This is a genomic window from Pseudomonas mandelii (assembly GCF_900106065.1).
Classification (GTDB): domain Bacteria; phylum Pseudomonadota; class Gammaproteobacteria; order Pseudomonadales; family Pseudomonadaceae; genus Aquipseudomonas; species Aquipseudomonas mandelii.
Window position 1 is genome coordinate 1,588,570 of the sequence record NZ_LT629796.1, and the last position, 20,872, is coordinate 1,609,441.

Annotated in this window: 17 protein-coding genes and 2 tRNA genes; 5 read left to right on the plus strand and 14 right to left on the minus strand. The window is 60.3% G+C overall.

Annotation, left to right across the window (positions count from 1 at the left end):
* The first annotated feature begins 31 nt into the window (after positions 1-31).
* The 4 genes from BLU63_RS07200 to BLU63_RS07215 all read left to right on the plus strand — a co-directional run bounded on the left by BLU63_RS07200 (position 32) and on the right by BLU63_RS07215 (position 3,165).
* Positions 32-118 (plus strand) — tRNA-Leu (locus tag BLU63_RS07200).
* A gap of 165 nt (positions 119-283) precedes the next feature.
* Positions 284-370: transfer RNA gene (locus BLU63_RS07205), tRNA-Leu, on the plus strand.
* Positions 371-589: 219 nt separating this feature from the next.
* A complete protein-coding gene (locus tag BLU63_RS07210; protein WP_083375174.1) occupies positions 590-1,600 on the plus strand; it encodes an iron ABC transporter substrate-binding protein in 1,011 nt (336 codons plus the stop codon).
* Positions 1,600-3,165, plus strand: a complete 1,566-nt coding sequence (locus BLU63_RS07215) for an ABC transporter permease (protein ID WP_077750242.1) — start codon at positions 1,600-1,602, stop codon at positions 3,163-3,165. The genes BLU63_RS07210 and BLU63_RS07215 overlap by 1 nt, the downstream gene beginning before the upstream one ends.
* Positions 3,166-3,288: 123 nt before the next feature.
* On the opposite strand, the gene BLU63_RS07220 is transcribed toward BLU63_RS07215, so the two are convergent.
* From BLU63_RS07220 to BLU63_RS07275, 12 genes are all read right to left on the minus strand, one after another.
* Positions 3,289-5,223: a methyl-accepting chemotaxis protein gene (locus BLU63_RS07220; RefSeq protein ID WP_077750241.1), complete on the minus strand. Its 1,935-nt coding sequence runs from the start codon at positions 5,221-5,223 to the stop codon at positions 3,289-3,291.
* A gap of 150 nt (positions 5,224-5,373) precedes the next feature.
* Positions 5,374-6,666, minus strand: a complete 1,293-nt coding sequence (locus BLU63_RS07225) for an adenylosuccinate synthase (RefSeq protein WP_010464193.1) — start codon at positions 6,664-6,666, stop codon at positions 5,374-5,376.
* Positions 6,667-6,720: 54 nt separating this feature from the next.
* Positions 6,721-7,908: an ATP phosphoribosyltransferase regulatory subunit gene (locus BLU63_RS07230; RefSeq protein WP_010464194.1), complete on the minus strand. Its 1,188-nt coding sequence runs from the start codon at positions 7,906-7,908 to the stop codon at positions 6,721-6,723.
* A gap of 314 nt (positions 7,909-8,222) precedes the next feature.
* On the minus strand, positions 8,223-9,092 hold the full coding sequence (hflC, locus tag BLU63_RS07235; protein ID WP_010464195.1) for a protease modulator HflC: 870 nt from the start codon (positions 9,090-9,092) through the stop codon (positions 8,223-8,225).
* On the minus strand, positions 9,092-10,264 hold the full coding sequence (gene hflK / locus BLU63_RS07240; protein ID WP_010464196.1) for an FtsH protease activity modulator HflK: 1,173 nt from the start codon (positions 10,262-10,264) through the stop codon (positions 9,092-9,094). The genes hflC and hflK overlap by 1 nt, the downstream gene beginning before the upstream one ends.
* Before the next feature lie 96 nt (positions 10,265-10,360).
* Positions 10,361-11,662, minus strand: coding sequence for a ribosome rescue GTPase HflX (gene hflX / locus BLU63_RS07245; protein WP_010464197.1), 1,302 nt, complete (start codon positions 11,660-11,662; stop codon positions 10,361-10,363).
* A 12-nt stretch (positions 11,663-11,674) separates the two neighbouring features.
* Complete coding sequence (gene hfq / locus BLU63_RS07250; protein WP_007902656.1) at positions 11,675-11,935, minus strand: RNA chaperone Hfq; 261 nt, start codon at positions 11,933-11,935, stop codon at positions 11,675-11,677.
* Positions 11,936-12,029: 94 nt separating this feature from the next.
* On the minus strand, positions 12,030-13,001 hold the full coding sequence (gene miaA, locus BLU63_RS07255; protein ID WP_010464198.1) for a tRNA (adenosine(37)-N6)-dimethylallyltransferase MiaA: 972 nt from the start codon (positions 12,999-13,001) through the stop codon (positions 12,030-12,032).
* Positions 13,001-14,899, minus strand: coding sequence for a DNA mismatch repair endonuclease MutL (gene mutL / locus BLU63_RS07260; RefSeq protein WP_010464199.1), 1,899 nt, complete (start codon positions 14,897-14,899; stop codon positions 13,001-13,003). Before mutL ends, miaA begins: the two co-directional genes overlap by 1 nt.
* 8 nt (positions 14,900-14,907) lie before the next feature.
* A complete protein-coding gene (locus BLU63_RS07265) occupies positions 14,908-16,287 on the minus strand; it encodes an N-acetylmuramoyl-L-alanine amidase (protein WP_370654465.1) in 1,380 nt (459 codons plus the stop codon).
* A gap of 48 nt (positions 16,288-16,335) precedes the next feature.
* Positions 16,336-16,806, minus strand: coding sequence for a tRNA (adenosine(37)-N6)-threonylcarbamoyltransferase complex ATPase subunit type 1 TsaE (gene tsaE / locus BLU63_RS07270; protein WP_077750238.1), 471 nt, complete (start codon positions 16,804-16,806; stop codon positions 16,336-16,338).
* Positions 16,794-18,293 carry an NAD(P)H-hydrate dehydratase gene (locus BLU63_RS07275; RefSeq protein ID WP_083375175.1) on the minus strand — a complete coding sequence of 500 codons (1,500 nt, stop codon included), beginning with the start codon at positions 18,291-18,293 and terminating at the stop codon, positions 16,794-16,796. Before BLU63_RS07275 ends, tsaE begins: the two co-directional genes overlap by 13 nt.
* Positions 18,294-18,356: 63 nt before the next feature.
* Between BLU63_RS07275 and queG the strand changes: the two genes are divergently transcribed.
* A complete protein-coding gene (queG, locus tag BLU63_RS07280) occupies positions 18,357-19,436 on the plus strand; it encodes a tRNA epoxyqueuosine(34) reductase QueG (protein WP_083375176.1) in 1,080 nt (359 codons plus the stop codon).
* On the opposite strand, the gene BLU63_RS07285 is transcribed toward queG, so the two are convergent.
* The gene (locus BLU63_RS07285; protein ID WP_007945604.1) at positions 19,418-20,029 is read right to left on the minus strand and encodes a trimeric intracellular cation channel family protein; all 612 of its coding nucleotides are present in this window, start codon (positions 20,027-20,029) and stop codon (positions 19,418-19,420) included. The two genes, queG and BLU63_RS07285, sit on opposite strands and share 19 nt — an antisense overlap.
* 222 nt (positions 20,030-20,251) lie before the next feature.
* Positions 20,252-20,794, minus strand: coding sequence for an oligoribonuclease (orn, locus tag BLU63_RS07290; RefSeq protein ID WP_007995036.1), 543 nt, complete (start codon positions 20,792-20,794; stop codon positions 20,252-20,254).
* Positions 20,795-20,872 lie beyond the last annotated feature (78 nt).

The following is a 20,872-nucleotide window of genomic DNA, read 5'->3' on the forward strand; positions in this document are numbered from 1 at the left end:
CCATCGACGACGCACTAGCGTTGCCGATACTGCCCAGATGGTGAAATTGGTAGACACGCCAGCTTCAGGTGCTGGTGACCGCAAGGTCGTGGAAGTTCGAGTCTTCTTCTGGGCACCAATTACGAGCTTGAGATTAGATCAATTTCAAGGCTCACACAAAAACCCGCGAAAGCGGGTTTTTGCATTCTAAACATCTGATTTATTAAATCTAAATCAGGGGTTTACAGATCAAAACGCTCTCCGTATAGTGCGCCACATCAACAGCGGCGACGCTGAAGATTATGCCCAGATGGTGAAATTGGTAGACACGCCAGCTTCAGGTGCTGGTGACCGCAAGGTCGTGGAAGTTCGAGTCTTCTTCTGGGCACCAATTCAAATTCAAGGTTTCGATCTTGGATTTCACAGAAACCCGCGAAAGCGGGTTTTTGCGTTTCTGGCATTTAAAAACTCCAAGCCATTACTCCTCCCTCGCCACAGAGATCGCACCCCCTCTAGCAAAACCCTCTGCGCCCCGCAAGGCGCACTTGAGAAACAATATCGTTTATCATTGTTTCAAGTTTTTGCAATGCGACAGTGAGGAACCCTGCGAATGATGTTTCGAAATACCCTGCGCCGCGGCCTGACCTTCACCCTGCTCGGCCTGGCACTCGCCACTCCCCTCACCCAGGCTGCTGATCCAGTTTCCCTGACCCTCTACAACGGCCAACACAAGGAAGTCGGCGACGCCATCGCCAAAGCCTTCGAGGCCAAGACCGGCATTCACGTCAACGTGCGCAAAGGCAGCAGCAATCAGCTCGCCAGCCAGGTCGTCGAAGAAGGCGACCGCTCTCCCGCCGATGTGATCTACACAGAAGAATCGCCTCCGCTGAACAAACTCGGCGAACAGGGCCTGCTGGCCAAGACCGACGCAGCCACCCTCGCCGTTCTGCCGAAAGACTACGTCGCCGGTAATGGCACCTGGATCGGCATCACCGCCCGGGTCCGCGTGGTCGCTTTCAACCCGAAACTGATCGATGAAAAAGACCTGCCCAAGTCGGTGATGGAATTCTCCGATCCGAAATGGCAAGGCAAGGTCGGTTTCGTGCCTACCAGCGGCGCGTTCCAGGAACAGGCCGTGGCAATCATCAAAGTGCATGGCATGGACGCGGCCGAAGAATGGCTGACCGGCCTGCGCGCGTTCGGCAAGACTTACAGCAACAACATGGTTGCGCTGAAAGCGGTGGAAAACGGCGAAGTCGCCACCGTGCTGGTGAACAACTACTACTGGTTCGCCTTGCAACGGGAAAAAGGCCAGCTCGACTCGAAACTGCATTACTTCACCGGCGGCGACGTCGGCGGCTTGATCACTGTTTCCAGCGCCGCCGTGCTGAAATCCAGCAAGCATCCAAAAGAAGCCCAGCAATTTCTCGCCTACATGGCCAGCGAAGAAGGTCAGCGCGTGATCACCCAGACCACCGCCGAATACCCGCTGCACAAAGGCATGGAATCGGATCGCGGTCTCAAGCCGTTCAGCGAACTGGAGGCACCGAAAGTCACCCCGGCCGACCTCGGCAACGCCGAAGAAGCCCTGGACCTGGAACGTGACGTTGGCTTGAACTGATGAGCGCATCGTTATCCGCCCCCGCCTCGCGCGGGGGTTACGTGCCACGGCGCAAGCGGCCGTCGATCTGGCTGCTGCTGCCGGTTTTGCTGCTGGTGGTGCTCAGCCTTTTGCCGCTGGTGTATGTCGGGCTCAAGACCTGGCAGGCCGGCTGGGCCGAGGCGCTGCATTTGCTGTGGCGGCCTTATGTGTTCGGGCTGCTGCGCAATACGTTGGCGCTGATGATCGGCGTGACCGTCGCCTGCGGCGTGATCGGTTTGTCCCTTGCCTGGCTGCTGGAACGCAGCAATCTGCCGGGACGGCGAGTGTGGGGCGTTATCCTGTGCTTGCCGTTCGCCGTGCCGGCGTTCGTCAGCAGTTTTACCTGGGTATCCCTGAGCGCGCATTTCGAAGGCCTGGGCGGGGCGATCCTGGTGATGACCCTGTCCAAGTACCCACTGATCTTTCTGCCCGTTGCAGCAACCCTGCGCAACCTCGATCCGTCCCTGGAAGAGTCAGCCCGCACGCTGGGACAGAATCGGTGGGGCGTGTTTTTCAGGATTACCCTCCCCCTGCTTTGGCCGTCCCTGCTTGCAGGTTCGCTGTTGATTGCCCTGCACATGCTGGTGGAGTTCGGCGCCCTGTCGATCATCGGCCTGCAAACCTTTACCACCGCGATTTATCAGCAGTTCGAACTGGAATTCAGCAACGCCAACGCGGCGATGCTGTCGGCGGTGCTTCTGGCGCTGTGCCTGGTGCTGTTGTGGCTTGAGTTGCGAGTACGCGGCAAAGGCCGGCACGTGCGCACCGGCCAGGGCGCAGCGCGGCAGGCGGAACAGGTTCGACTGGGGCCGTGGACGGTTGCCGGACAGGTTTACTGCCTGGCATTGGCAATCATCGGCAGCGGCATTCCGCTGGGGATGCTGGCGTACTGGCTGGCGGTAGGTTCGTCGGCAGCATTCCCGGTGGCAGCAATCAGCGAAGCGCTACTGTCATCCCTGGCGTTGTCGCTGGGTGGCGCTGCACTGTGCCTGGTGCTGGCGGTGCCGGTGGGATTGCTGGTGGTGCGGCACAAAGGCCGGCTGGCGATCTGGGCCGAGCGCTTGCCCTATCTGCTGCACGCACTGCCAGGCTTGGTGATTGCGCTGACGCTGGTGTATTTCGCCCTGCATTACGTGCCGGTGCTGTACCAGACTTCGGCACTGCTGCTGATCGCTTATGCGCTACTGTTTTTGCCATTGGCGCAGGCACCGATTCGCACGGCGCTGAACAAGGCCGCGCCGCAACTGGAAGAGGCGGCACGCACGCTGGGGGCATCGTCTTTCAGTGCGTTTTGCCGGGTGACGCTGCCGATCATCTTTCCAGCACTGGGTGCAGCGTTTGCGCTGGTGTTTCTGGATGCGATGAAGGAGCTGACGGCGACGCTGCTGTTGAGTCCGACCGGGCTCAATACGCTGGCGACGGAGGTTTGGGCGCATACCGCGAACGTGGAGTTCGCGGCAGCGGCGCCTTATGCGGCGTTGTTGATTCTGGTGTCGGGGCTGCCGGTTTACCTGTTAACAACCCGGATGTATTTGAGCCGTTGAGATCGCCATCGCGAGCAGGCTCACTCCCACATTTGATCTGAGGTGGTCACAAATTCTGTGCCCACCCACAAACCCGTGGGAGCGCGCCTGCTCGCGATGACGTCAGCTCAACCAATACAAATCTTACGCCCTGAACTGCCCCAGGCTCGCCTTCAGCTGCGCCGCCAACCCATCCAGCACCTTGCCGCTGGCCGTGGTTTCCACCACCGCCTGAGCCGCTTTCTCAGCCTGTGCATGAATCGTCTCAACCCGACCCCGCACCGCCTGCGCACCTTGCGCCTGATGCGCCGCTGCCTGGGTCGCCAGACCAATCGCCGCATGCACCTGCTCGACCGATGCCTGCACCGATTGCTGCAACCGTGCGCTGTCACGCAATACCAGCAAACCTTCATTGGCCTGACGCCCGGCCTGGCCGATCGCTGCCACCGCTTCACGTGCACCTTGCTGCAAGGCCACGATGTGCGCCTGGATGTCGCCGGTGGAGCTTTGAGTCTTGCTCGCCAACGCCCGGACTTCGTCCGCCACCACCGCAAAGCCGCGACCGGTTTCGCCGGCACGCGCCGCTTCGATGGCGGCGTTCAGTGCCAGCAGGTTGGTTTGCTCGGCGATCCCGTGAATCACCGTCAGCACCACTTCAATCTGCTCGCTCTGCTGCGCCAGACGCTCGATGACTTTCGCCCCGGTATCGACCTGCCCGGCCAACGCCTCGATCAGGCTACCGACCTTCGCCGAAGTTCGAGTGTTCTCATCGGTGGCCGAACGAATATCCACCACTTGCTGCAACGCAGCCTGCATGGCGTTGCTTTCCGATTGGGCTTCATCGGCCATCTGCGACAACGCGCGCAGGCTCTCAGCCACTTCATCACGCTGCATGCCCGCCGCCGCATCAGCTCCGGCATTGCGCAGGGTCATGGCGCCGATTTCCACACCGGTACGCTGGGCCACATCGCCCGCTTCGCGCACGATCGGCTGCAACTTATCCACAAAGCGGTTGACCGCCGCGGCCATATCGCCGATCTCATCTTTGCTATTGATCTGCACGCGCTTGGTCAGGTCGCCCTCACCCGCCGCCAGGTCATCCATGGCGGCGATGAGCATTTTCAAGCGATTGACCACGCGACGGCCCAGCACCACCGCGAGCAACAGCAGCACACCGCAACCGACCAGCGCCAGAAACATCCCGATGCGCCAGCGTAACGTCGCCGCAGCTTCCTGCACGGTGCTGGTGGTGTTGGCTTTCATTTCAGAGGCCGTAGCCTGCGCAGACGTCAGACGCGCACGCATCGCCGTGGCGCTGTCGGCGGCCGCGCCTTTTAGGCTGTCGCCAACCAGTTGATCTCCGCTGGCGATCAGCGCCGCAAAACGTTTATCCAGGGCCGCCAGATCAGTTTCCACCGAGGCGGTCGAGACACCCATCAAGACCTTGCCGATTTCCACGCCGTTGGGGTTGATCGATGCTTCGAGGTAGTAGACCGATGGATCGTTCTTCGCCGCGTCCAGCACTTTGTCCAGCGCACGCTCGCCCTGGCCTTTCTCCAGCAGCGCCTTGTTGATCGGGTTTTCGCGGTTGAGGTAGCGCGTCAGGTGCTGACCCGTCGCGTCGTCATACACCACGAACAACACGTTGGGATTGCGCTGGGCCCGGCGGGCAAATTCGGACAGGGTTGGAACGTCGCTGTCCCACATGGCACGCGGAGCGACCGAGGCCAGCAGTTGCGCCATGTCGTTGGCCGAATCCTTGAGATCCTTTTCCAACGTTGCACGCAATTGCACCTGCTCGTCTTTCAATCGCGTAGACAAGCCGGCAGTGAGTCGCTGACGGGTGCTGGTAGAGAGGTTGTCCAGGCTCGACGTGACTTCACGCCCCGCCTGCTCAAGCTCTCCAGACAGTTTTTGGCTGTCGACACCCAGACGCACACCAAGATCAGCCTCAAGCGCAGTCACCGTGCTCCGAGTCAGAGCAACAGCCACCAGCACCTGCACCAAAAGGGCGATACCAAGGGTAACGAACACAGGCCGCAACAAACGGCTTTGTAACAATGAGAGAACGGCCGACACTTGGAATCCCTCTGCTTTGGCGCCATTAAATTGATGGCGCACTGGAAGCGATGCTTTTATTCAACATCACAGCAAAGGTCATGCCGTCCGGCAGGTATAAACGACAAAGGGCCCAATCAAGGGCCCTTTGCTTTCTACATCAACAACTTATTAAGCGAACGGGTGACGCAAAACGATGGTTTCGTTGCGGTCCGGGCCCGTCGAAATAATGTCAATCGGCGCACCGACCAACTCTTCGACGCGCTTGATGTAGTTGCGAGCAGCTTGCGGCAGCTCTTCCAGCGTCTTGGCACCGACGGTGGATTCGGTCCAGCCTGGCATCTCTTCGTACACCGGCTCCAGGCCGATGTAGCTGTCGGCGTCAGTCGGCGCGTCGATCACTGCACCATCCTGGTTCTTGTAGCCAACACAGATGTTGATGGTTTCCAGACCGTCCAGCACGTCCAGCTTGGTCAGGCACAGGCCCGAGATGCTGTTGACGTCGATAGCGCGACGCAGGATGACGGCATCGAACCAGCCGCAACGACGGGCACGACCGGTGGTAGCGCCGAACTCGTGGCCACGCTTGGCCAGGAATGCACCCACGTCGTCGAACAGCTCAGTCGGAAACGGACCCGAACCCACGCGAGTGGTGTACGCCTTGGTGATGCCCAGGATGTAATCCAGGTACATCGGACCAAAACCCGAACCGGTAGCGATGCCGCCCGCGGTGGTGTTGGAGCTGGTGACGTACGGGTAGGTACCGTGGTCGATGTCCAGCAGGGAGCCTTGGGCGCCTTCGAACATGATGTCTTTGCCAGCGCGACGCAACTCGTGCAGCTCGGCGGTGACGTCGAGCATCATCGGCTTCAGCAGCTCGGCGTATTCCATGCACTCGTCGAGTGTTTTCTGGAAGTCGATCGCAGGCTCTTTGTAGTAATTGACCAGGACGAAGTTGTGGTAATCCAGCAACTCACCCAGCTTGGCGGCGAAACGCTCACGGTGGAACAGGTCACCGATGCGCAGACCGCGACGTGCAACCTTGTCTTCATAAGCCGGGCCGATGCCGCGACCGGTGGTACCGATCTTCAGCTCGCCACGGGCCTTTTCACGGGCCTGGTCCAGCGCGACGTGGTAGGACAGGATCAGCGGGCAGGACGGGCTGATACGCAGGCGCTCACGCACCGGTACGCCTTTCTCTTCCAGCTTGATGATTTCCCGCAGCAGAGCGTCGGGTGCAACCACCACGCCGTTGCCGATCAGGCACTGCACGCCTTCGCGCAACACGCCCGACGGAATCAGGTGCAAGACGGTTTTTTCGCCGTCGATCACCAGGGTGTGACCCGCGTTGTGGCCACCCTGGTAGCGCACTACGGCGGCAGCATGTTCGGTCAGCAGATCAACGATCTTGCCTTTGCCCTCATCACCCCATTGGGTGCCCAGGACTACGACATTCTTACCCATAACACTTGTCCTCATTCGCGCAAACTTGGTGCCGGCCGCAGCCGACAGGAAAACTCAAGAAGCCAGTGGCGATACTTGCCAAAGCCCGTTCTGCTGAATCAATTGCCGGTCGCAGTCCGCTTCACGGGCGGCGGCCAAAGGTTGTCCAGGCAACGCCTGAACGACACGCTGACCCTCACTGCGCAACTGACAAACCTGCTGCCAGAGTGCCGCATCCGTACTGTCAGGCATCCAGATACCGCCAGACGGTAGCTTGATCTCAGCACGCCCCAGGGTCACCAGGGTTTTCAAATCGGTGGAGAAGCCGGTTGCCGGACGAGCGCGACCGAAGTCGGCGCCGATGTCGTCGTAACGACCGCCCTGGGCAATGGACTGGCCAACACCCGGTACGAACACCGCGAACACCACACCGGTGTGGTAGTGATAGCCGCGCAACTCGCCCAGGTCGAAATAAAGCGGTAACTCCGGGAAACGCGTGGACAGACGCTCGGCAATCGCCAGCAAATCGTCCAGCGCCGCCAGAACCGGCGCTGGCGCATGCGCCAGACGCTCGCGAGCAGCGCTCAATACTTCACGGCCGCCACACAGATCGACCAACGCGCGCAACATGCCCGACAGATCGGCAGGCAAGCCTTCGGTCAAGGTAATGACCTCGTCGATGGCCTTGCGTTGCAACGCATCGAACAACTGCTGCTCAACTTCGCCAGACAGACCGGCCGCACGGGCCAGGCCGCGGTAGATGCCGACATGACCGAGGTCCATGTGCACATCCGGCACATCGGCCAGTTGCAGCATGGCCAGCATCAGGCTGATGACTTCCACGTCGCTGCTCGGGCTGGCATCGCCATACAACTCGGCGCCCAGCTGGATCGGGCTGCGTGAGGACGACAGGGCGCGCGGCTGGGCATGCAGCACGCTGCCGGCATAGCACAGGCGGCTCGGGCCTTCACGGCGCAGGGTGTGCGCATCGATGCGCGCCACTTGCGGCGTGATGTCGGCACGGAACCCCATCTGCCGGCCCGATTGCGGGTCGATGACCTTGAAGGTCCGCAGATCGAGGTCCGAGCCCGCGCCGGTCAGCAGGGATTCCAGGTACTCGATATGGGGAGTCACGACAAACTCGTAACCCCAGCTCTGGAACAGATCCAACACCTGACGACGCGCGACTTCAATGCGCGCCGCCTCTGGTGGCAGTACTTCTTCGATGCCATCTGGCAGCAGCCAGCGGTCTACCGTTGCCATTACGCCATTCCCCTATGATCCGGGCGGCCAGCCGTTGGGCGAGCCTTGAGTGAAGCAGAAAATGGTCGGCGCATGTGCAAACCACGCGCATAAACAACGTGGCGAAAAGCCTGAAACCGGCTTCGCCAACCACTTTCCTCGAAAAACCTGTCGAGTCATTCAACTCGGGCGCCCGCTAAAAACAGCAATCAAACGTGCAGACGCAAAAAAGCCGGGAATTTCCCGGCTGCCGCATCATACACACGTTTTCCCAAAGGATCACCCCGCCCGAGGCTTTAGCCGCCAGGCGGGGGATGATTCAGGTCAACGTCGTATCAAGGCTTGGCTTTTTCCAGGTAACGGAAGAAGTCGCTGCTTGGGTCCAGGACCATGACGTCGGATTTGTTCGCGAAGCTTTCACGGTAGGCGCGCAGGCTACGGTAGAAACCGTAGAACTCCTGATCCTGGCCGTAGGCCTTGGAGTAGATCGCAGCGGCCTGGGCATCACCATCACCGCGAACCTCTTCAGATTCACGATAGGCTTCAGCCAGCAGCACACGGCGTTGACGATCGGCGTCGGCACGAATGCCTTCTGCAAGCTCGTTACCCTTGGCGCGGTGCTCGCGAGCTTCACGCTCACGCTCGGAGCTCATACGCTCGAACACACTGCGGTTTACTTCTTTCGGCAGATCGATGGCCTTGACCCGGACATCGACAACTTCGATACCCAGCTCTTTTTCCGCCATCTTGTTCAGTGAGGCAGTGATGTCGGACATCAGCGCATCACGCTCACCGGACACCACTTCGTGCAGCGTACGCTTACCGAACTGGTCACGCAGGCCCGACTCCAGACGACGGGAAAGACGCTCATCGGCAATCTGCTTGAGGCCGGAAGTCGCGGTGTAGAAGCGCTCGGCATCTTTCACGCGCCACTTGGCGTAGGCATCGACCATCACGGCTTTCTTTTCCAGCGTCAGGAAGCGTTGCGTCGGTGCATCCAGCGTCATCAGGCGTGCGTCGAATTTGCGCACCTGGTTAACGTAAGGCACTTTCACATGCAGGCCCGGCTGAACATCGGCCTGGACCACCCGACCGAACTGCAGCAGCACCGCACGCTCGGTCTGAGCCACGATGTAGAAGCAGTTCCAGGCAGCGATGGCCACGACGACGCCGACAATAAGGGCGATCAGCGATTTATTGCTCATCAGCGACTCTCCCTGGTACGTGCTTGCTGTTGCTGCAGATCAGCTGCCGCACGCGCATTCGCTTCATTGCTGGTGGCTGCCGCACCGGTCACCGGAGTGCTGGTGTTGCGACCACTTTCGACCATCTTGTCCAGCGGCAAGTACAGCAGATTGCTCTGGCCATTCTTGTTGCCGGTCACGAGGACCTTGCTGGTATTGGTGAAGACTTCCTGCATGGTGTCCAGGTACAGACGCTCGCGGGTGACTTCAGGGGCCTTGCGGTACTCGCTCACCAGTTTGGTGAAGCGATCAGCCTCACCCTTGGCACGCGAGACGGTTTCGTCACGGTAGCCGTTGGCATCTTCGAGGATACGCTGGGCCTGACCACGGGCTTCCGGCACGACGCCGTTGGCGTAGGTTTCAGCCTGGTTGCGCGAACGCTGCTCGTCTTCACGGGCACGGATCACGTCATCGAAGGCTTCCTGTACTTCGCGCGGTGCCGCTGCGCTCTGTACGTTCACCTGAGTGATGGTGATACCGGTGCGATAGGTATCCATGAAGCGTTGCAGACGCTCCTTGATTTCGCTGGCCATCAACTCACGACCTTCGGTCAGCACCTGGTCCATCGCGGTGGAACCCACCACATGGCGCAAGGCACTTTCGGTCGCGTGCTGCAGGCTGATTTCCGGCGCATCGACGTTCAGCACGAAGTCCTGCAGGTTGCTGATCTTGTACTGCACGGTCAGCGGCACTTCGACGATGTTCTCGTCTTCAGTGAGCATTTGACCCTGCTTGGTATAGGCACGCTCACGCGTGACGTTTTCCAGGTACTTGCGATCGATCGGCGGGAAGTAGATGTTCAGACCCGGGCCGACGGTTTCGTAGTACTTGCCGAAGCGCAGCACCACGGCTTGCTCCTGCTCGTCGACTACGTAGACCGCGCTGTACAGCCATACGGCCGCCAACACGACCAGGCCGATGCCGAGCAGGCCGCCGAAGCCGCCACTCTTGCCCGAACCACCGCCGTCATCACCGCGTTTCTTACCACCACCGAACAACCCGTTCAGGCTTTCCTGCAGCTTTCGGAAGGCCTCGTCGAGATCCGGTGGTCCCTTGCGGTCGCCGTTATTGCGGCGCTTGCCACCCCAAGGATCCTGATTATTCGAGTTGCCACCCGGCTCATTCCAAGCCATAGCGCTCTCCATCTGATAAAGCAAAGACGCACCCACGGCGCGCCGACCAATGCTACAGAATGCCTGTCACCGCGGCACAACCGCTTTTTCAGGCTTTTATTGCAAAGTGTGTTGTTCGATGAATTCCATCGGTTGCAGACCTTCGCGACTCACCAGTCGATTCAACTCAACCCGTGGCAAGCGAACGGCCAGCAGGCTGATGCCTTCTTCGTCGTGTTCTTCTTTCTGCACCGCACCGAGTTCGAAAAACTGCGCACGCAGTCGAGCAAAACGTTGCGGCAAGCGCAAGGTGCCAACAAACAAATCACCGCCCAGCAACTCGGCAATGGCTTGCTCAAGCAATTCCAGACCACTGCCATCACGCGCCGACAGCCAGACCCGTTGGGGCTTGCCGTTTTCGTCGCGCTGGATTTGTGGCTCAACGCCTTCAAGCAAATCGAGTTTGTTATAGACCTCGAGGATCGGCAAGTCCTGGGCACCGATCTCGCCCAGCACCACCATCACCTGCTCGATCTGCAACATGCGATCCGGTTCGGCCGCATCGATCACGTGCAACAGCAGGTCTGAGTTGCTCGACTCTTCGAGCGTAGACCGAAATGCCTCAACCAGTTTGTGAGGCAAGTGGCGTATGAAACCCACCGTATCGGCCAGGACAATCGGCCCCAGGTCGTCGAGCTCCAGACGGCGCAAGGTCGGGTCCAGCGTGGCAAACAACTGGTCAGCCGCGTACACGTCGGATTTCGTCACGTTATTGAAGAGCGTGGATTTGCCGGCGTTGGTATAGCCCACAAGGGACACGGTAGGAATATCCGCACGCGAACGGCCGCGTCGTGACTGCTCGCGCTGACTGCGCACTTTTTCCAGTCGGCCCTTGATCTGTCGCAGGCGTACCCGCAGCAAACGGCGGTCGGTTTCCAGCTGGGTTTCACCCGGGCCACGCATGCCGATACCGCCACCTTGACGCTCAAGGTGAGTCCAGCCACGAACCAGCCGGGTGCTCATGTGGTCAAGCTGGGCCAGTTCTACCTGGAGCTTGCCTTCATGGGTACGGGCGCGCTGGGCGAAAATATCGAGAATCAGACCCGTGCGGTCGATCACGCGACACTCGAAAACACGTTCGAGGTTACGTTCCTGACTGGGCGTGAGGATGTGATTGAAGATCACCAGATCTGCCTTCTCGGCATGGACCAGGTCGCGAAGTTCCTCGACCTTGCCGCTGCCAATCAGGAATTTGGCGGTTGGCCGATGACGCGGCACGTTAAAAAACGCAACGGTCTCGGCGCCAGCCGAATTAGCCAACTCCTGAAACTCCTGCGGATCTTCGCGCGCCTCAGGGTCCTGTCCATCCAAGTGAACGAGGATCACTCGCTCACCACCACCGTGGCGCTCAAAGAACAAAGGAGACTCCTATCAGGCGTTACCTGGCTCAGCGTCACCTGCTTCGGATTCGGTTGCGCTAGGCAGACGAATTGGACGAACCGGCACCACTGTAGAGATAGCGTGTTTGTAAACCATCTGGCTGACGGTGTTTTTCAGCAGGATAACGAACTGGTCGAAAGACTCGATCGTGCCTTGCAGTTTGATCCCGTTCACCAGGTAGATGGACACCCCAACTTTCTCTTTACGTAAAGTATTCAAGTAAGGGTCTTGTAGCGAATGCCCTTTTGACATGTGCCGCACTCCTTTAAGGATTCAATATAAAAAATAGGTAAACAGATGGCTTGTGGCCGTCACACCCCCAAGGATAGACGGCAATTGCAAGGACTCAGCTCAATATGGAGATGGTCCCCAGGTATTTCAAGGCGCGCGGCAGATTGTCGCAATCCAGGCTGTCCAACCAGTGTAAATCAGCCCAGCTGCGCAGCCAGGTGAACTGACGCTTTGCCAATTGGCGCGTGGCAATGATTCCACGCTCCTGCATCTCGGCTTGGGTCAGCTTGCCATCCAGGTAGTCCCAGACTTGTCGGTAGCCTACCGCACGTATAGACGGCAACCCGGAATGCAGGTCACTTCGCTTACGCAGGGCTACGACCTCGTCAATGAATCCCTGTTCCAACATAACTGTGAATCTTTGTTTAATTCGCTCGTGCAGTACCTGGCGATTTGCCGGAGCAATGGCCAAGTTCGCGACAGTATAGGGCAATTGTTGCAGTCCCGAAGCGGCTGCTTCAGTACTTTGCGCACTTTGTCTCAGCCGCAGCTCGGTCATGCTCTGACCGCTGACGCGATAAACTTCCAGCGCTCGACTGAGTCGCTGCGGATCGTTCGGATGAATTCGCGCCGCCGAAACCGGGTCTACGAGCGCCAATTGTTCGTGCAGGGCTTGCCAGCCAAGGCGTGCAGCCTCTTCTTCGATCTGCGCACGAACCTCGGGATCCGCCGCCGGCATTTCTGCCAGTCCTTCGACCAAAGCCTTGTAGTAGAGCATCGTGCCGCCTACAAGCAGCGGAATTTTGCCTCGCGAAGTGATCTCGGCCATCGCCTCCAGCGCATCACGGCGAAAATCCGCCGCCGAATAGCTCTCGGCCGGATCAAGAATATCGATCAAACGGTGCGGAAACTCGGCCAGAATCTCTTTCGAAGGCTTGGCGGTGCCGATGTCCATGCCGCGGTAGACCAGCGCCGAATCGACACTGATCAGCTCGCAAGGCAGCACTTTGGTCAGTTCGATGGCCAGATCAGTCTTGCCCGCTGCGGTCGGGCCCATCAGGAAAATCGCAGGTGGCAGCTGGCTCATCAACGACCGCGCAAGAACAGTTTGTCCAGATCGTCCAGGCCCAATTGGGTCCAGGTCGGTCGGCCATGGTTGCATTGACCGCTGCGCTCGGTGTTTTCCATGTCCCGCAGCAGACCGTTCATTTCCGGCAGCGCCAGACGCCGGTTTGCCCGAATAGCGCCGTGGCAGGCCATGGTGCCAAGCAGTTCGTTGAGGTGCGCCTGGATACGGTCGCTGGTGCCGTATTCCATCAGATCGGCCAACACATCACTCACCAATCGATTCGCTTCAGCTTGCTTGAGCAAGGCTGGAATCTGCCGGATCGCCAGTGTTTCCGGGCCGAGGCGCTGCAGTTCAAAGCCCAGACGCTGGAACCACGCGACGTTTTCTTCGGCGCAATCGCCTTCGCGTTCGCTAACCGCCAACGATTCCGGCACCAACAGCGGCTGGCCGCTCAGGCCTTCGCTGGCCATCGCGATTTTCAGGCGCTCGTACATGATCCGTTCGTGGGCGGCGTGCATGTCCACCAGCACTAGGCCTTGGGCGTTTTCCGAGAGAATGTAGATACCTTTGAGCTGCGCCAATGCATAGCCCAATGGAGGAATATCATCCTGACCGGCCGGGAGCGCGACGGCATTTGCCTCTGGCAAAGGTGCAAAAAACTCCCGGTACGCCGCCTGGGCTTCAGCCGCTGGCACGCCGGACTGGGGACGCGGCGTGTATTGATACTGATAACCGGCGCCAGCGCCCGAGCCTGCCGTCGTATTGAACGACGGCTGCGCCTGAGGTTGCTCCAGCAGGGCATTGGCCGCCAGGCGCATTTCGCCCTGGGGACCGAATTCACCGGCGTCTATGCCGGTCGGTCGAACGATCGCCGTCGCCACCGGTGCAGCCAGATGATCATCCGGTCGCACATCGCCCAAGGCGCGGTGCAAGGTGCCGTAGAGAAAGTCGTGGACCATACGCCCGTCACGGAAGCGCACTTCGTGTTTGGTCGGGTGCACGTTGACGTCGACACCGGCCGGATCGACCTCGAAAAACAGCACGAACGTCGGGTGCCGACCATTGAACAGCACGTCGCGATACGCCTGGCGCACCGCGTGGGCCACCAGTTTGTCGCGCACGGCACGGCCGTTCACAAAAAAATACTGCAAGTCCGCCTGGCTGCGGTTGAACGTCGGCAACCCGACCCAACCCCACAAATGCAGGCCATTGCGTTCGATTTCGATCGGCAGCGCCTGTTCCAGGAAACCTGAACCGCAAATCGCTGCCACTCGCCGCGCACGGGCCGCGTCGTCATGGGCTTCGTGCAGGCTGAGGATGGTTTTGCCGTTGTGACGCAAATGAAACGCCACGTCGAAACGCGCCAGCGCCAGACGCTTGATCACTTCTTGCAGGTGATCGAATTCGGTTTTTTCAGTCTTGAGGAATTTGCGCCGCGCCGGGGTGTTGAAGAACAGATCGCGCACTTCAACCGAGGTGCCCACCGGGTGGGCAGCGGGTTGAACCCGGGGCGCCATGTCCCGGCCTTCGGTCTCGACCTGCCAGGCCTGGTCGGCATCCTTGGTCCGGGACGTCAGGGTCAGACGCGCCACGGAGCTGATCGAGGCGAGGGCTTCACCGCGAAACCCGAGACTCATGACCTGCTCGAGGTCTTCCAGGTTGCGAATCTTGCTGGTGGCATGTCGCGCCAGGGCCAGCGGCAGGTCATCGGCCGAAATGCCGCTGCCGTCATCGCGCACCCGCAACAGCTTGACGCCACCCTGCTCCACATCGACGTCGATGCGTTTGGCGCCGGAGTCGAGGCTGTTCTCCAGCAACTCCTTGATCACCGAGGCCGGGCGTTCAACCACCTCACCGGCGGCAATCTGGTTCGCCAGTCGCGGGCTGAGCAGCTCGATGCGAGCCGCATGGGTCAACACCTGATTCATTCTTTGGACGCCAGTTCTGTGCCGGGAATGGTCAGGGTCTGACCGATTTTCAGCTCGTCGCTTTTCAGGTTATTGGCGCTGCGTAATGTGGCCGGAGACACTTGGTAACGCACGGCAATCATCGCCAGCGTCTCACCCGGGTTTACCCTGTGGTCACGTGGGCCTTGAGCGATCTTGCCGGAATCACGCAGCCAGGCGATGTAGGTGCCCGGCGGCGGGTTCTGCTGGAAGAACTGGCGCACGCCACTGCTGATCGAACGCGCCAGCGCCTGCTGGTGGTTCGCGGCAGCCAGTTTGGACGCTTCGTTGGCGTTGGAGATGAACCCGGTTTCGACCAGGATCGACGGGATGTCCGGCGACTTCAACACCATGAACCCGGCCTGCTCCACGCGCTGTTTGTGCAGCGGCGTGACGCGACCGATGTTGCTCAAGACTTTTTGGCCAACGTTCAGGCTGGACGTCAGGGAAGCCGTCATCGACAGATCGAGGAGCACGCCCGCGAGCATGCGGTCCTTGTCGTCGAGGCTGACGTTGCCGGCACCGCCGATCAAGTCGGAACGGTTTTCGCTATCGGCCAGCCAACGGGCCGTCTCCGAGGTGGCGCCGCGATCAGACAGGGCAAACACCGACGCACCGAACGCCGCAGCCGAAGGGGCGGCATCGGCGTGGATCGACACGAACAGGTCGGCGCCTTTCTTGCGGGCGATTTCGGTACGGCCGCGCAATGGAATGAAGTAGTCGCCGGTACGGGTCAGTTCGGCGCGGAAGCCTTTCATGCCGTTGACCTGGCGTTGCAATTCGCGGGCGATGGCCAGCACCACGTCTTTTTCACGCTGACCGCGAGACCCCGAGGCACCCGGGTCTTCGCCGCCGTGGCCGGCGTCGATCACCACGATGATGTCGCGTTTGCCGGCAGGCGCAGGCGGCAGCTTCACCGGAGGCTCTACCGGCGTGACCGGCACTGGGGCCACCGTCGCGACGTTGGTTGGCGCCGGTATTGGCGCGGCATCGGCAGCGTTATCGAACAGGTCGACCACCAGTCGATTGCCGTATTGGGCATTTGGCGCCAGGGTGAAGCTTTTTGGCGTAACAGCTTTTTTCAGGTCGATGACCACCCGCAAATCGGTCGGCGTGCGTTGGGCCGAGCGCATGGCGGTAATCGGAGTGTTCGAGGTGTTGACGTTCAGCGGCGAGCCAAGGGAGGCGCCATTGATGTCGATCACCAGCCGATCCGGGGAGGTCAGGGTGAAAACGCTGTGTTGCACCGGCCCGGTCAGGTCGAACACCAACCGTGTGTTATCCGGCGCCCGCCACAGGCGAACGCTGTTGACCTTAGTCTCGGCCACAGCGTCGACGGTCACCGCCAAAAACAACATCCCTACGGCAGCTACCATCGCGCGAAAGCGCATACCTGACCCCATCATTTAATTGGATTCCAATGCCAAAGCGGCACACCACGACTCGCCGCGCGAGCCCTGGGACAAAATTTTCAGCGAACGCCCGCTGTCTTGCGGGCTAATGGTAATGGTCAGGTCGGGCTTTGGCAAAAAGCCTGCACCCTTCTGGGGCCATTCGATCAGGCACAGCGCGTCGTCTTCGAAGTAGTCGCGGATACCGAGGTACTCCAGTTCTTCCGGATCAACCAGTCGATAGAGGTCGAAATGGAAGGCCCGGATGTCGCCGATTTCGTAAGGCTCGACCAGGGTGAACGTCGGACTTTTTACCGCCCCCACATGCCCCAGGCCACGGATAATGCCCCGTGACAGCGTGGTTTTCCCCGCCCCCAGATCGCCTTCCAGAAAAATCAGACCGTGCCCTTGGGTGGTTTGTGCGATGCGTGCGCCAAATGCGGTCATCGCCTCTTCATCGGCCAGGTACAGGGTTACTTCAGACACGGTGCTTGCTCCTCCAACAACTGACGAATGGCTGGGATCAAATCACTGGCCGCCAGCCCGCGGCCCGATTTACCTTGTTGCTCGCCGGCATTGGCGTGCAGCCAGACCGCCAGACAAGCAGCGTTGAACGCGTCCATGCCTTGGGCCAGCAACGCGCCGACCAGACCGGCCAGCACATCACCCAAACCCGCGGTGGCCATGGCCGGATGCCCTTGATGAGACAACGCCAGGCGCCCGTCGGGGCTGGCGATCAGACTGCCGGCGCCTTTAAGAATCACAACAGCTGTATATTTTTTGCTCAATGCATGAGCTGCCGCCGGGCGATCAGCCTGGACTTCGGCGGTGCTGATCCCCAGCAACCGCGCCGCTTCACCCGGATGCGGCGTGATCACGCAGTCCTTGGGCAAGCTCACATGGTTTGAAGCCAGCAAATTCAACGCATCGGCATCCCAGACTTGCGGCAACGGCGCGTTGGCCGCCGCCGACAAAAGACTGCGCCCCCAGGCAGCCTGACCCAAGCCCGGGCCGACCACCAACACGGAAACCTTTTGCAGCAGTTCCATCAGTTGATTGGCCGAGGAAGTGCCCAACACCATCGCTTCAGGAATTCTCGCCAACGCCGCAGGCACATGTTCACTGCGTGTGGCCACGGACACCATCCCCGCACCACTGCGCAATGCGCTCTGCGCGCTCAGTAGAATGGCACCGCCGAAGCCACGATCACCGCCGATCAGCAAGACGTGACCGAATTTGCCTTTATGGGCGGTTGGCACGCGGCCTGCCAGACGCGGCAAATTACCGGCTGTCAGGCGCCGTGCATCAATGTCGACCCCGTTAAACGACTCGGCGCTGGCTTGCAGATCGTTGAACACCAGCTCGCCGACCACATCCGCGGCGTCCCCCGTGAACAATCCCACCTTCAAGGCAATGTAGGTCACGGTCAGATCAGCTCGGACAGCCGTGCCCAATATGCGCCCCGTATCGGCGCACAAACCCGAAGGGATATCCACCGCCGCCACCGGCAGTCCACTGGCGTTGATTGCGGTGATCGCGCTGGCGAAGGGCTCTCGCACTTCGCCGGTCAAACCGGTACCGAGCAAGGCGTCGAGCACGATTCCACGCAATTCCGACTGCGCAGTGAAGGCTTGAACCGCAATGCCCTCGGACACCGCCGCGGCATGGGCCAGCGCCGCGTCCCCCTGCAAACGCTGGGGATCGCCAGCCGCCAAGACCCGGACATGCCAACCGGCACGTCGCGCCAGCACCGCCACCAGATAACCGTCACCGGAGTTATTGCCGCGACCGGCCACGACTGTCAATTCATTCGCCGACGGCCACTGACGGACGAGTCCACGCCAGGTCGCTCGCGCTGCACGCTGCATCAATTCGAAGCCCGGCGTGCCGGCCGCGATCAGATTCGCATCAAGGGCTCGCACGTGCGCGGCGCTGTACAGCGCGTCGGGTAAATCATCTTTAGTGTGCGGCATGCGTCTTCGGGCTCCGATGTCTGGCAGAATTATACGCACCTCAGCTCCGGTTTCTCTCGCCTCATGCCCGCTATTACTACAGACCTGCCCGCCCTCGCCCAATCCATCAAGGACTGGGGCCGCGAGCTTGGCTTTCAGCAAGTCGGCATCAGCGGCCTCGACCTGGCCGAGCATGAGCAGCACCTGGAGCGCTGGCTGGCGGCCGGCTACCACGGCGAAATGGATTACATGGGCGCCCACGGCAGCAAACGCTCGCATCCCGAAGAGCTTGTCCCCGGTACGTTGCGCGTAGTTTCCCTGCGCATGGACTACCTGCCCGGCGATACCCAAATGGCGCAATTACTGGCCCAACCGGAAAAAGCATACGTATCGCGTTATGCCTTGGGCCGCGATTACCACAAATTGATCCGTAAACGTGTGCAACAACTGGCAGAAAAAATTCAGGCGGTCATCGGGCCGTTCGGCTACCGCGCCTTCGTCGACAGCGCGCCGGTGCTGGAAAAGGCCATTGCAGAAAAGGCCGGCCTGGGCTGGATCGGCAAAAACACCCTGGTGTTGAATCGCAAGGCCGGCAGTTACTTCTTCCTCAGCGAACTCTTTGTCGATCTGCCGCTGCCAGTCGATCCACCGCACAGCACCGAACATTGCGGACGCTGCACTGCGTGCCTGGACATTTGCCCGACCAACGCCTTCGTCGGCCCCTATGTGCTGGACGCCCGGCGCTGCATTTCTTACCTGACCATCGAACTGAAAAGCGCGATCCCCGAAGATTTGCGCCCGTTGATCGGCAACCGGGTGTTCGGTTGCGATGACTGCCAGATCGTCTGCCCGTGGAACCGCTTCGCCCGCCCGTCCGGCGAAAGCGACTTCAAGCCACGGCATAACCTGGACAACGCCGAACTGGCCGAACTGTTCATGTGGGATGAGGACAGGTTCCTCAGCAGCACCGAAGGTTCACCATTGCGCCGTGCCGGTTACGAGCGTTGGTTGCGTAACCTCGCCGTCGGGCTAGGGAACGCACCCTCGAGCATTCCGGTGCTGGAAGCATTGAAAGCGCGGCGCGACTATCCGTCGGAACTGGTGCGGGAACACGTCGAGTGGGCGCTGAAACAACACGCCGAGCGTCAGGCTTCGTCGTTATAAACGAATTTCGGCATTTCCCAGTGGAAACGAATCGCCAGCAACCGCAACAGGAAACCGCCAAACAACGTGATCAAAATCGCCTGTTCGCCGGGTAATTGCAGGTAGATGCACAGCATGTAGCACCACGCCGCAGCGAACGAGACGCTGGCGTAGAGTTCGCGGCGGAAGATCAGCGGGATGTCGTTGCAGAAGATGTCGCGCAGGATGCCGCCGAACACCCCGGTGATCACGCCGCTGACCGAGGCCACCAGCATGCCGTGACCCATTTCCAGGGCGGTCATGCAGCCGATCAGGGTGAATGCCACCAGCCCCACGGCGTCGAGCACCAGAAACAGTGAGCGCAAGTGACGCATCCAGCGCGCAGCGAAAACCGTGAACATGGCTGCAATCGATGTCAGCACCAGGTATTCCGGGTGTTTAACCCACGTCAGCGGGTAGTGACCGAGCAGCACGTCGCGCACCGAACCGCCGCCCAACGCCGTAATGCAGGCGATCAGCACCACACCAAACCAGTCCATGCCGCGACGACCAGCGGACAGGGCACCGGTCATGGCTTCGGCGGTGATGGCGATCAGGTAGAGCATCAGCAACATGGTGGCGGTCCTTGCAGAAAGGCGCGCAGTCTAGCCATTTAGTCCCGGCACCAAAAGAGGGCAAGAGAACGCATTACACGCAACCTGTGGCGAGGGAGCTTGCTCCCGCTGGAGCGCGAAGCGCTCCCCGGCATTCTTCCAGTCACACCGCATTTGCAGGTTTTACGACTGCTTCGCAGCCGAGCGGGAGCAAGCTCCCTCGCCACAAAGGCCCGACACCCTTCAGAACTTGATGAAATGCTTGCGGTAGTGCTGCAACTCGGCGATGGATTCGCGGATGTCGTCCAGGGCCAGGTGGGTGCTGCCTTTCTTGAAGCTGTCGCGCACGTCCGGTGCCCAGCGTGCGGCGAGCTCTTTCAGGGTCGACACGTCGAGGTTGCGGTAGTGGAAGTAGCTTTCCAGGGATTTCATGTGGGTATAAAGGAAGCGACGGTCCTGGCAGATGCTGTTGCCACAGATCGGCGACTTGCCCTTTGGCACCCATTTCTCCAGGAAGGCAATGGTCTCGGCTTCGGCTTCGGCCATGCTGATGCGGCTGTCGCGCACCCGTTGGGTCAGGCCCGAGCCGCCGTGTTGACGGGTGTTCCACTCGTCCATGCCGGCGAGGATCTCGTCGCTGTGGTGAATGGCGATCACCGGCCCTTCGGCCAAGGTGTTCAGGTCACTGTCGGTGACAATGGTCGCCATTTCGATGATGACGTCGGTATCAGGGTTCAGACCGGTCATTTCCAGGTCGATCCAGATCAGATTCTGCGGGTTTTGCATGTGTCGGCTCCTAGGCAATGCTGCGCAGTTTAGCCTAGGGCGGCGCCCGGGCGTGCTAAACTCGCGGCCGTTTTACCT